The 11,663-nt window shown below is 63.9% G+C and carries 9 protein-coding genes and 1 pseudogene; 6 read left to right on the forward strand and 4 right to left on the reverse strand.

From position 1 onward, the window contains the following. Nucleotides 1-137: 137 nt before the first annotated feature. Nucleotides 138-2,324 (reverse strand): xanthine dehydrogenase family protein molybdopterin-binding subunit, encoded by a 2,187-nt coding sequence (locus tag AC0L23_RS04285; protein ID WP_085352085.1) that lies wholly within the window; start codon nucleotides 2,322-2,324, stop codon nucleotides 138-140. 11 nt (nucleotides 2,325-2,335) lie between these two features. After that, nucleotides 2,336-2,785, reverse strand: a complete 450-nt coding sequence (locus AC0L23_RS04290; RefSeq protein ID WP_007594050.1) for a (2Fe-2S)-binding protein — start codon at nucleotides 2,783-2,785, stop codon at nucleotides 2,336-2,338. Between the two features lie 257 nt (nucleotides 2,786-3,042). Between AC0L23_RS04290 and AC0L23_RS04295 the strand changes: the two genes are divergently transcribed. Continuing rightward, nucleotides 3,043-4,662 carry a B12-binding domain-containing radical SAM protein gene (locus AC0L23_RS04295; RefSeq protein WP_018457153.1) on the forward strand — a complete coding sequence of 540 codons (1,620 nt, stop codon included), beginning with the start codon at nucleotides 3,043-3,045 and terminating at the stop codon, nucleotides 4,660-4,662. Nucleotides 4,663-4,666: 4 nt separating this feature from the next. On the opposite strand, the gene AC0L23_RS04300 is transcribed toward AC0L23_RS04295, so the two are convergent. Next, the gene (locus tag AC0L23_RS04300) at nucleotides 4,667-6,055 is read right to left on the reverse strand and encodes an MFS transporter (protein WP_085362235.1); all 1,389 of its coding nucleotides are present in this window, start codon (nucleotides 6,053-6,055) and stop codon (nucleotides 4,667-4,669) included. Nucleotides 6,056-6,224: 169 nt separating this feature from the next. On the opposite strand from AC0L23_RS04300, the gene AC0L23_RS04305 reads away from it, so the two are divergent. Beyond that, complete coding sequence (locus AC0L23_RS04305; protein WP_085362236.1) at nucleotides 6,225-7,286, forward strand: isocitrate/isopropylmalate dehydrogenase family protein; 1,062 nt, start codon at nucleotides 6,225-6,227, stop codon at nucleotides 7,284-7,286. A gap of 235 nt (nucleotides 7,287-7,521) precedes the next feature. Next, nucleotides 7,522-7,875, forward strand: a complete 354-nt coding sequence (locus AC0L23_RS04310) for a UBP-type zinc finger domain-containing protein (protein WP_085362237.1) — start codon at nucleotides 7,522-7,524, stop codon at nucleotides 7,873-7,875. Nucleotides 7,876-7,985: 110 nt separating this feature from the next. Here AC0L23_RS04310 and AC0L23_RS04315 read toward each other — a convergent pair whose 3' ends face one another. Further along, nucleotides 7,986-8,729: an SDR family NAD(P)-dependent oxidoreductase gene (locus tag AC0L23_RS04315; RefSeq protein ID WP_085352088.1), complete on the reverse strand. Its 744-nt coding sequence runs from the start codon at nucleotides 8,727-8,729 to the stop codon at nucleotides 7,986-7,988. Between the two features lie 163 nt (nucleotides 8,730-8,892). Here AC0L23_RS04315 and AC0L23_RS04320 point away from each other — a divergent pair, with 163 nt between their 5' ends. The 3 genes and pseudogenes from AC0L23_RS04320 to AC0L23_RS04330 all read left to right on the forward strand — a co-directional run. Continuing rightward, entirely contained in the window at nucleotides 8,893-9,663 is a 771-nt protein-coding gene (locus AC0L23_RS04320; protein ID WP_085352089.1) for a methyltransferase domain-containing protein, read from the forward strand. A gap of 210 nt (nucleotides 9,664-9,873) precedes the next feature. Then, nucleotides 9,874-10,875, forward strand: coding sequence for a DctP family TRAP transporter solute-binding subunit (locus tag AC0L23_RS04325; RefSeq protein ID WP_018457148.1), 1,002 nt, complete (start codon nucleotides 9,874-9,876; stop codon nucleotides 10,873-10,875). 151 nt (nucleotides 10,876-11,026) lie between these two features. After that, a pseudogene (locus AC0L23_RS04330) lies at nucleotides 11,027-11,506 on the forward strand (TRAP transporter small permease); the annotation flags it as partial. Nucleotides 11,507-11,663 lie beyond the last annotated feature (157 nt).

An 11,663-nucleotide genomic window follows, 5' to 3' on the forward strand; every position in this document is an offset into this window, starting at 1 on the left:
AGCGCTTGTTGGGCGGGAAGGCGTCCTGATAGTCCTTCACGAACTTCTGCCAACTTGGGTTCTCCCAAGTGTCGGCCGGGGCGCGCCCGGCCCGCGGGCGCGGCCGGGGGGGGTTTGGGGGGCCGCGGCGGCGTTTCTCAGGCGAAGGTGATGTTCTGGTCGCGCAGCGGCACCGAACGGATGCGTTTGCCCGTCGCCGCGAAGTACGCATTGAGCACCGCCGGCGCCGCGACGCCGATGGTCGGCTCGCCGACACCGCCCCAGAACCCGCCGCTCGGCACCATCACCGACTCCACCTTCGGCATCTCGTTGATGCGCATCGAATTGTAGGTGTCGAAGTTGGTCTGCTCGATCTTGCCGTCCTTGACGGTGCAGCCGCCGTAGAACAGCGCGGAGAGGCCATAGACGAAGGACCCCGCGATCTGCCGCTCCACCTGGGCCGGATTGACGACGTAGCCGGGATCGGTGGAGGCGACGATGCGATGCACCTTGATCTTGTTGCCGTCGGTCACCGAGATTTCGGCAGCGCCGGCGACATAGCTGCCATAGCCCATCACCTGCGCGATGCCGCGATAGATGCCCTGTGGCGCCGGAGTGCTCCAGCCGATCTTCTCGGCCACGGCATTGAGCACCGCCAGATGCTTGGGGTGATTGCCCATCAGCTTGCGGCGGAATTCGAGCGGGTCCTGGCCTGCGGCCTGGGCCAGCTCGTCCATGAAGCATTCCATGTAGATCGCGTTGTGATTGACGTTGACGCCGCGCCAGAAGCCCGGCGGAACGTGCGGGTTGCGCATCGCATGCTCGACCAGGAGGTTCGGCACGGAGTAACCGAACGCGGCTTCGCCGGACTGGGCGACGCCCTGGAATGCGGCCGGATCCATGCCGTTCTGCAGCGCTTCGGGGCGGAGCGAGAACAGGATCGATTGCCCGGACAGGCGGTAGTGCAGCGCGACCAGATTGTTGTCGGCATCGAACGCGCCGGTCATCTTGCACTGGGTGATCGGGTGATATCTGCCGTGCGCCATGTCCTCTTCGCGCGACCACAACAGCTTGATCGGCGTGCCCGGCATCTCCTTGGCGATCAAGACGGCCTGGCGGACATAGTCGGTCTGGCCGCGCCGGCCGAAGCCGCCGCCCGGCATCACCTTGTGCACGTCGCACTTCTCCGCCGGCAGGCCCGACGCTTCCAACGTGGCCGCGAAGGCTGCCTCGCCATTCTGCGTGCCGCACCAGACCTCGCATTTGTCCGCCGTGTAGAGCGCCGTGGCGTTCATTGGCTCCATGGTGGCGTGGTTCTGGTAGGGATAGCTGTAGACGGCCTCGATTTTTTTGGCGGCACCGGCAATCGCCGCCTTCGCGTCGCCGTTCTTGTTGCCGACATAGGCCGGCTGCCCGTTATCGAGGCCCTCGGTCAGCCATTTCGCGATCGACTCGCTCGAGACCTTGGCGTTGTCGCCCTCGTCCCAGACGATCGGCAGCGCCTCCAGTGCGGTCTTGGCGTGCCACCAGGTGTCGGCAACGACGGCGACCGCGGTGTCGCCGACCTTGACGACCTTCTTGACGCCTTTCATGCCGGTGATCTTGGCTTCGTCATAGCTTTTCAGCTTGCCGCCGAACACCGGGCAATCCTTGATCGCGGCGTTCAGCATGCCCGGCAGCTTGACATCGATGCCGTAGACCATGGTGCCGGTGGTCTTCTCGGCGGTGTCCAGCCGCTTCACGCCCTTGCCGATCAGCTTCCAGTCCTTGGGGTCCTTCAGCTTGACCTCGGCCGGCGGCGTCAGCTTGGCCGCGGCCTCGGCGACCTTGCCGTAGGTCGTGGTCTTGCCGGACGGCGTGTGGGTAATGACGCTGTTGGCGGCCGTGCATTCGGACGCCGGCACTTTCCACGCCTCGGCGGCGGCCTGGATCAGCATCACGCGTGCGGTGGCACCGCCCTTGCGGACATAGTCTTGCGAAGAGCGGATGCCGCGGCTGCCGCCGGTCGAGAAATCGCCCCAGACGCGCTTGCGGGCGACGCTCTGGCCCGGTGTCGGATATTCGGTCGAGACCTTCGACCAGTCGCATTCGAGTTCCTCGGCGACGAGCTGGGCAAGGCCGGTGAGGGAGCCCTGGCCCATTTCGGAGCGGGCGATGCGGATGACGACGGTGTCGTCGGGCCTGACCACGACCCAGGCGCCGATCTCCGGGGAGCCGTCGGCCGCGCGGACCACGGCGGGACCGCCGAAGGGGATATCGAGGCCGATTGCGAGACCTGCGCCGACCGCGGCGGTGCCGATGACGAAGGCACGGCGGTTCATCCTGGGAGAGACATGCTTGTTCATGTGGCGGCTCCTTAAGCGCTTGCGATCGTGTGGATCGCTTCGCGCACCTGCTGGAAGGTGCCGCAGCGGCAGATATTGGTGATGGCCTCGTCGATGTCGGCGTCGGTCGGCTTCGGCTTCTCGCTCAGCAGCGCCGCCACCGCCATGATCATGCCGCTCTGGCAATAGCCGCATTGCGGAACGTCCTGGGCAATCCAGGCTTCCTGCACCTTGTGCAGCGCGTTGCCGGAGGCGAGCCCTTCGATGGTCGTGATCTTCTTGCCTGCGGCTTCGCCGACCGAAACCCCGCAGGAGCGGGTGGCGACGCCGTCGATGTGAACGGTGCAGGCGCCGCATTGTGCAATGCCGCAGCCATATTTGGTGCCGGTGAGGCCGGCATTCTCGCGGATCGCCCAGAGCAGGGGCGTATCCGGCTCGACGTCGAGCGTGAAGGTTTTTCCGTTGATTGTTAGGTTTGCCATCGCAGTCCCCTGATTGGCCCAATCCACCGACTGGACTCAGCGGCGCAATGTGTCCGGCAAATTGGAAACGTTCAAATCAATAGTCCGAGGGGTAACCGGCGGGGATTCCTTCCCCGGGCGCCCGCGGCACGGCTTGGAGCGACGTCTACTGGCTTCCGCGCCGACGCCCCCGGAACCGTGAGCGACAGTTTGTCCCTTTTGGCAGGGTGCAAGTCGAGAATGCTCTGCTACAGTGGAATCAGCCAAAAAGGGGTTCCATGAACGTACCGCAGCCTTGCAAAGTCCTGATGCTCTATCCGCTGTTCTCGGCAGAGTCCTTCTGGAGCTTTGGCGAATCCTGCAAAGTGTTGGGTGTGAAGCGGCCCGCGGCCCCTTTGGGGCTGATCACCGTTGCCGCGATGCTGCCCGAGAGCTGGACGGTCCGGCTGATCGATTGCAACACGGAATCCTTCAGCGACGAGGATCTTTCCTGGGCCGACGTCGTCTTCACCGGCGGAATGATGCCGCAGCAGGCCGACACGCTGCGCCTGATCGAAATTTGCCGTGCCGCGGGCAAGCCGGTGGTCGTGGGCGGTCCCGATCCCACCTCGAGCCCCCATATCTATGAGAGGGCCGACTTCCAGGTGCTCGGAGAGGCCGAAAGCGTTCTCCACGAATTCGTCGCGGCCTGGGACAGTGGCGCACGCTCCGGCGTCTTCATTGCGCCGAAATTCCAGGCCGACGTCACCAAGACGCCGGTTCCGCGCTTCGATCTGCTGAAGTTCGAGGACTACCTTTATCTCGGTGTGCAGTATTCCCGCGGCTGCCCGTTCACCTGCGAGTTCTGCGATATCATCGAGCTCTATGGCCGGGTGCCGCGAACCAAGACGAACGAGCAAATGCTGGTCGAGCTCGACAGGCTCTATGCCATGGGCTACCGCGGCCATCTCGACTTCGTCGACGACAATTTCATCGGCAACAAGAAGTCGTTGCGGCTGTTCCTGCCCCAGCTGGCCGAATGGCAACGTGCTCACGGCTATCCCTTTGAATTGTCGACTGAGGCCTCGGTCAATCTGGCCGACGATCCCGAGCTCCTGAACCTGATGGGCCAGGCGAATTTCTTCGCCATCTTCGTCGGTATCGAAAGTCCGGATCCGGCGACGCTGGTCGCCATGCGGAAGAAGCAGAACACGCGGCGCAACATCGCCGAGAGCATCCACAAGATCTACGCCGCGGGCATGCTCGTCACCGCGGGTTTCATCGTCGGCTTCGACAATGAGAAGCTCTCGATGGCGGATGCCATGATCGACTTCATCGAAGAGGCGGCGATCCCGGTCAGCATGGTCGGCCTGCTCTATGCCTTGCCGAACACGCAGCTGACGCGCCGCCTGGAGCGCGAAGGCCGGTTGCATCCGGGCCACGACCTGGCGCCGACCATCGGCGCGGATCAGTGCACCGCCGGGATCAACTTCGATCCGGTGCGTCCATTGCGCGACATTCTGACGGACTACAAGCGCGTGCTGGAGCACATCTACAGCCCGGCCGCCTATGCAAGGCGTATCGACCGACTGATGACGCTGCTCGACCGCTCTCGCCAGCGCCAGGAGCTCGCGGAAGGCGATATCCGTGCCCGGATCGGCGCGATGGAAACGGTGCACAAGGTGGTCACAGCCCTTCCCGAGGCGCGCGGGCCGCTGTGGCAGACCTTCATGAACTGCGCCAAGCGCGACACAACATCGGCGCGGATCGCCGTGCAGATGATCGCTGCCTATGCGCATCTCGGGCCGTTCTCGCGCAAGGTCATCGCTGCCATCGATGAGCGCCTCGCTGCGCTCGACGAGGAGACTGTCATTCCGGCCGCGACAGTCGAGGTGACGGCGGCCCGACATCTGGCTTGACCGTCTACTCCACCGCCAGCCGCAAAAAGCTCATCACGCTGCCGAGTACGGCGAAGCCGGCGCCGAGTGCCAATGCCACGACTGCGCCGTCGTGACCGGCCAGCGAGAAGCAGAGCGCGGCCAGCGCCGCCCCTGTCGTCTGCCCCGTCAGGCGCGCGGTGGCGACGATGCCGGAGGCGCTGCCGCTGCGATGCGGCGGCGCGCTCGACATCACCGCTTTCATGTTCGGCGCCTGGAAGAAGCCGAATCCCATGCCGCAGATCACCATCCGCCAGATAATGTCGGGAATCGCAGGATTGGCCGGCAGCATCGCCAGCAGCGCCATGCCGAGGCCGAGCAGTACGAGCCCGATGCCGCCGAGCAGTCCGACCGCGTGCCGGTCGGAGAGGCGCCCGGCGATCGGCGCCATGATGCCGACCACCAGCGGCCATGGCGTCATGAAGAAGCCGGTCTCGACCTGCGAACGCCCCAGCACGTCTTCGAAATAGAACGGCAGCGAGACGAAGGCGAGGCCCTGCACCGCGAACGAGCACACGGCCGTCGCGGCCGACAGCGCGAACATTGGCCGGCTGAACAGGTCGATCGGCAGCATCGGCGCCGGATGGTCGGCATGGCGGCGCGTCAGGATGAAGCCGAGCACCAGGGCCGTGACCAGCTCGATGCCCACGACAACCGGTGAGAGATTGTGCGCGGCACTGCCGATGCCCGTGATGAACAGCCCGAGACAGGCCGACGCCAAGGCCGCGCCGAGAAAGTCAAAGCCGTGATCGGCGCGCGGCGTCTTCGGCAGCATCGCAAATCCGATGCCGATCGCGACCAGGCCGAACGGGATGTTGACGGCGAACAGCCATGGCCACGGGCCGAGCGCGAGGATAGCGGAAGCGATCGAGGGACCAAAGGTGAAGGCGGTCGCGACCACCAGCGCGTTGTGGCCGAAGCCGCGGCCGAGCATCCGGCCGGGATAGACGAAGCGCACCAGCGCCGTGTTGACGCTCATGATGCCGCTCGCACCTAACCCTTGCAGCGTGCGCGCAACCAGCAGGCTCTCCAGCGACCAGGCCACCGCGCAGAACAGCGAGGCGATGGTGAACAGGATCAGGCCGCCGAGATAGATGCGCTGGTGCCCGACGATCTCGCCGAGTGCTCCCAACGGCAGCAACGTCGCCACCAGCGCGATCTGGTAGACGTTGACCACCCAGACCGATTGCTCCGGGCTCACATGCAGGTCGCCGGCAATGGCGGGCAGCGCGATGTTGGCGATCGCGGTGTCGAGCGACGCCATCGCCAGCGCGGTGAAGATCGCGGCAATGGCCCAGCGCCGCTGTGCGGCTGGAAGGCCGTCGGAAATGGTGTGGTCGGGCTCGCGCGCGCCGGCGGGTAACGTGATTGTCATTGCGTTAGCGCGTTGCTCCGGCGGCCGGCTCCAGGGGACTTGGCATGTACTACGGCGCGGCCGCCTTCCACAGGCATATGCTTGCATGCTGTGTATGCGCGAAGGCTGGGCGATGAACCTGCGCGCCGGCGTATGATCGCGCGAGCTGCTGCAATGTCAGGGGACCGCCATGCACATCGTCGTTTTGCCCGGTGACGGCATCGGGCCCGAGATCACGACCGCGACATCAGGCGTGTTGCGTGCCGCTTCTGAGCGCTTCCAGCTCGATTTGCGCCTGGAGGAGCACGCAGTTGGCCATGCGAGCCTTAAACAATTTGGCACGACGGTGCGCCCCGAGCTGCTCGACATCGTCCGCGCCGCCGACGGCCTGGTGCTCGGGCCGACCGCGACCTTCGATTTCAAGGACGAAGCCCATGGCGAGATCAACCCGTCGCGGCACTTTCGCAAGAACCTCGACCTCTACGCCAATGTCCGGCCGGCACGCACCTATGCGGGGCTGTCCGGCCGGGTCGGCGATTTCGACCTCGTCGTGGTGCGCGAGAACACGGAAGGGTTTTACGCCGACCGCAACATGGAGCAGGGCAATGGCGAGATGCTGGTCACATCGGATGTCGTGATCTCGCTGCGCCGGATCACGCGCCTGTGCTGCGAGCGCATCGCGCATGCGGCGTGCCGGCTGGCGATGAAGCGGCGCAAGCATCTCACCATCGTGCACAAGGCCAATGTGCTCAAGCTCGGTGACGGCATGTTCCTCGAGATCTGCCGCGAGGCGGCGAAGGCCTATCCCGGCCTTGAGGTCGACGACATCCTCGTCGACGCCATGATGGCGCATGTGGTGCGCAACCCCGACCGCTTCGACGTCATCGTCGCCACCAACATGTTTGGCGACATCCTGTCCGATCTCACCGCCGAACTCTCCGGCAGCCTCGGTCTCGGCGGCTCGCTCAATGTCGGCGACAGCTTCGCCATGGCGCAGGCCGCGCATGGCTCGGCGCCTGACATAGCCGGACAGGATGTTGCCAATCCAGTCTCGCTGATCCTGTCCACGGCCCTGCTGCTCGGATGGCACGGCGAGAATAGCGGCGCGGTGCGCTACGAGGAAGCCGCACGTGCGATCGAGGCGGCGGTGGCAAAAGCGATCGGCGAGGGCAGGGCAACGCGCGATGTCGGCGGCGAGCTAGGCACGATCGCGGCGGGGGCGGCGATTGCGGAGATCTTGCAGGCGGGGTGAGTGGTCACGGGGGCCTTGTTTTTTTTAAGGGCTCAAAACAAAAAGCGCGAAAACAACCCCATGCACAGTAGAAGGCCCCTTGATTAATAAGGGATTTCCGAACCGCGCAGCGGCGGCATTCGCCGCTGCCATGACGTTGACCCGTCGGGCAAAACACTGGCAAAATGCGATCGTGGCGGAGATCGCGGCGTGAATGCATCAGTGGTGGCTGCGGGCAATTTCAGTGAGCTGACCTATGAAGTCTGAGAGGGGTGGCATCAATCTCGCGGCCAAACCAAGCGGAACGGGGTGCGTGGAATGCTCGGCTGCGGGCGGGTGGTGGTTTCACCTTCGCAGATGTGTCGAATGCGGTCACATCGGCTGCTGTGATGCGTCACCAAATCAGCACGCAACGAAACACAGCGCGGCGACAGGTCATCCGATCATCACGAGCTTCGAGCCGGGCGAACGATGGTTTTACGACTATCGCACGGGAGAGGCTTTCGCCGGCCCGAAGCTTCAAGGTCCTCACGCGCATCCGTTGGATCAGCCGGTGCCCGGACCGGACGGCGCGGTGCCTCCGGACTGGCACACGCTGCTGCATGAGTAAGGCGGTAGGCCGTAGGATGGGTAGAGCACTTGCGAAACCCATCAGGTTCACGTCGTATGCTGTCGATGGGTTTCGCTGCGCTCTACCCATCCTACGAAGTCCAATCGGTTCTAGAACTGATACCTCCGCAACCCCCCATCCACCGGGATCACCGTGCCCGTGATGTAGCGCGCCACGGGTGATGCCAGGAACACCGCGAGCGCGGCGAGGTCTTCCGGCTCGCCCCAATAGCCGACCGGGATCTCTTCTTCCGCGAAGCGCTCGCGATAATCAGGCGCGTAGTTGCGGCGGATCTGTTCGCTCATGATGCGGCCGGGCGGGATGCAGTTGATGGTGATGCCGTGCTCGCCGATCTCGCGCGACAGGCCTTTGGCCCAGGCGTGCACGGCGGCTTTGGCGGCAAACGCGGCGTTGAGGCCTTCCGGCTCGGACTTGCCGGTGATGTTGACGATGCGGCCCCATTTGCGCTCGATCATCTGCGGCAGCAGCGCATGCGCGATGCGGCGGTAGCTGGTGAAATTCAGCGCGATCGCCTCGTCCCATTGGCTGTCAGGCGCATCGACGGGGAGGGGGCGGCTTCCGCCGGCATTGTTGATCAGGATGTCGACATGGCCGAGCTCTTTGAGCGCGAACGCCGAAATCTTCTCGGCCGCGTCCTTGGCCATCACGTCCTGCTCGAATGGCGTGATCAGACCGGAGCCGACTTCCGTTACCAGCTCGGCCAGCAGGTCGGTGCGCCGTGCCACGCCGACGACGCGCACGCCTTCGGCAGCCAAGCCCTTGGCGATGGCACGGCCGATGCCGACGCTCGCTCCGGTGACGACGGCGGTTTTCGATTTGAGCCCGAGATCCATGGTGACACGCCCTCTTGTTCGCTTTTCTGCTTGTCGCTGGGCTGTTCGTTCTTCTGTTCGTTTTCCTGCCCTGTCCCCGTCAGCCTGATTTGCCCGACCGGGAGGAGCAGTGGTAACCAAGAGCCGCGTTGAAGGGAACACGAAAAAGAAAAGGCGTCGAGCGATGGTCTGGGATCCGCAGCAATATCTGAAATTCTCCGGCCACCGGCTCCGGCCCGCCGTCGACCTCTTGATGCGGATCCCGGATTCTGGTCCGCGTGCGATTGCCGATCTCGGCGCCGGCGCCGGCAACGTCACCAAGCTGATCAAGGAGCGTTGGCCGGACGCGACGGTGACCGGTGTCGAGGGTTCGGCCGAGATGGTCGCCGCCGGCCGCAAGGCGGCGCCGGACGTGGAATGGTCACACGAGGATCTCGGCCACTGGCGTCCGACGAAGCAATATGACGTCGTCTACTCCAATGCCGCGCTGCACTGGCTGCCCAATCATGCGGCCCTGTTTCCGTCGATCATGGAGAAGGTGACGCCCGGCGGAATGCTCGCTGTGCAGATGCCGCGCAACTTTCTGGCGCCCTCGCATGTGCTGATCGGCGAGACCGCGCTGAACGGTCCCTGGCGGTCCAAGGTCGAGCATCTCGTCACGCCGCCGCCGGTCGAAGCGCCGGCCTATTATCACGGTCTTCTTGCTCCGATGTCGGCCAATATCGACATCTGGGAGACCGAATATCTGCAGGTGCTGGAAGGCGAGAATCCCGTGAAGGAGTGGACCAAGGGGACCTGGCTGACGCGCTATCTCGACATCTTGCAGGGCAACGAGAAGGCCGCGTTCGAAGCCGCCTATGGGATGCGGGTCGCGAAAGCCTATCCGAAGAACGCCGCGGGACAGACGCTGTTTCCGTTCCGGCGTCTGTTCATGGTCGCCCAGCGCAACGGCTGATCGCACTGCCGCAATGCGACATAAGCGCTCGTTTCCGGGAGCGGCAGCAGGTGCCGGGTTGCGCATTCAGCAGCGGCCAAGATAGCTTGAAGGTTGCTTGGCTGCGGCAAATTGGGCTTAGGTCTAGTTGTTCGGGTGGCGGATTGCTGTCAGTACTGAAATCGGAAAACAAAAAAGACCCGGTTTTAGAGGTTGTTGGGAGGTTCGTTCATGCGCAAGCTGCTTCTTGCGGTCGCCGCCGCAGCTGTTCTCGTGGGGCCCGCCGTTGCCGAGGCCCAGAGCCCGATCGTCATCAAATTCAGCCACGTCGTCGCCAACGATACTCCCAAGGGCAAGGGCGCCCTGAAGTTCAAGGAACTTGCGGAGAAGTACACCGACGGCAAGGTCAAGGTCGAAATCTACCCGAACTCCACGCTGTACAAGGACAAGGAGGAGATCGAGGCGCTGCAGCTCGGCTCGGTGCACATGCTCGCCCCCTCGACCGCGAAGTTCGCACCGCTCGGTATCAAGGAGTTCGAGGCGCTCGACCTGCCTTGGTTGTTCAAGGACGATCAAACCTATTCCAACGCGATGAAGGGCACGATCGGCAAGTGGCTGTTCGATAAGCTCGAGACCAAGGGCATCACCGGGCTCGCTTATTGGGACAACGGCTTCCACATGCTCTCCGCCAACCGTGCCCTGATAAAGCCGACCGATTTCCAGGGTCTCAAATTCCGCATCTCCGGATCGAAGGTCGCCGACCAATATCTCCGTATCATGGGTTCGATCCCTCAGATCATGGCGTTTTCCGAAGTCTACCAGGCTTTGCAGACGGGCGTGGTCGACGGCTGCGAGAATACCGCGTCCAATTACCTGACTCAGAAGTTCTACGAGGTGCAGAAGGACATCACGGTGTCCTATCACGCGCACCTGCAATATGCCGTCATCGTCAATTCGAAATTCTGGTCCGGCCTGCCGCCCGATATCCGCGCCCAGCTCGAGAAGGCGATGAACGAGGCGACCGACTACACCAATTCGATCGCGCGTCAGGAAAACGAGGATGCGCTGGCCGAGATCAAGAAGACGGGCAAGACCACGCTGCATTATCTGACTGACGCCGATCGCAAGGCGTGGCAGGAGGCGATGCAGCCGACCTACAAATGGGCAAAGGGGCGGGTCGGGCAGGAGGTGCTCGATCTCCTCGCCAAGGAACTCGACGTCAAGATGAACTGACGCCGGCGCGCTTTGAGAACAACCATGAACGGTCGGGGGTGATCGCACTCCCGGCCGTTGCTCTTGAATGATGAGCCAAGCTGAGGGGACCAAGTTGCTGCGTGCATTGAATCGTGTGCTCGATCATCTCGAGGAATGGCTGATCGCGACGATGATCGCGGCCGCGACATTGCTCATCTTCGTTGCCGTGCTGCACCGATATGGCGCCGGGCTGTCGATCGACATCGCCAAATGGGCGGAGGCGCGCAACCTGTCCTTGCTGGCCGCGCCCGCGCGAGCGGCGTTCGTCTGGCTTGCCGCTCTCGACTTGTCCTGGGCGCAGGAACTCTGCATCTACATGTTCATCTGGATGGCGAAGTTCGGTGCGGCCTACGGGGTGCGCACCGGCATCCATGTCGGCGTCGACGTCCTGGTCAATGTCCTTCCCGGCGGATCGCGCCGCCGCGTCATCACGTTCGGCCTGATGTGCGGCGCCCTTTTCACTGCCATCGTGTGCTATTTCGGGGCCGCGTTCGTCGGCCAGATGTGGCAGACCGGCCAGCAATCCAACGACTTGGAAGCACCGATGTGGCTGGTGTATCTCACCATCCCGCTCGGCTCCGGGCTGATGTGCTTCCGCTTCCTGCAGGTCGCCTGGTCGTTCTATCGCACCGGCGAACTGCCGCATCACGACATGGCAGGCGTCGAGGGCGTCGAAATAGACCCGGTCCATCCGGCCCCGGTCACGCGCAGTCAGGTCGTCCGCGACGAACGCAGCCCGCTCGGCTGGGTCCTGATGTTGTTGCCGG

This window comes from Bradyrhizobium sp. MI1.4 (assembly GCF_055811315.1).

Excerpts from the sequence above, each read along its gene's own strand:
- AC0L23_RS04285 (WP_085352085.1), bottom strand. The coding sequence starts at position 2,324 with ATGAACAAGCATGTCTCTCCCAGGATGAACCGCCGTGCCTTCGTCATC.
- AC0L23_RS04290 (WP_007594050.1), bottom strand. The coding sequence starts at position 2,785 with ATGGCAAACCTAACAATCAACGGAAAAACCTTCACGCTCGACGTCGAG.
- AC0L23_RS04295 (WP_018457153.1), top strand. The coding sequence starts at position 3,043 with ATGAACGTACCGCAGCCTTGCAAAGTCCTGATGCTCTATCCGCTGTTC.
- AC0L23_RS04300 (WP_085362235.1), bottom strand. The coding sequence starts at position 6,055 with ATGACAATCACGTTACCCGCCGGCGCGCGCGAGCCCGACCACACCATT.
- AC0L23_RS04305 (WP_085362236.1), top strand. The coding sequence starts at position 6,225 with ATGCACATCGTCGTTTTGCCCGGTGACGGCATCGGGCCCGAGATCACG.
- AC0L23_RS04310 (WP_085362237.1), top strand. The coding sequence starts at position 7,522 with ATGAAGTCTGAGAGGGGTGGCATCAATCTCGCGGCCAAACCAAGCGGA.
- AC0L23_RS04315 (WP_085352088.1), bottom strand. The coding sequence starts at position 8,729 with ATGGATCTCGGGCTCAAATCGAAAACCGCCGTCGTCACCGGAGCGAGC.
- AC0L23_RS04320 (WP_085352089.1), top strand. The coding sequence starts at position 8,893 with ATGGTCTGGGATCCGCAGCAATATCTGAAATTCTCCGGCCACCGGCTC.
- AC0L23_RS04325 (WP_018457148.1), top strand. The coding sequence starts at position 9,874 with ATGCGCAAGCTGCTTCTTGCGGTCGCCGCCGCAGCTGTTCTCGTGGGG.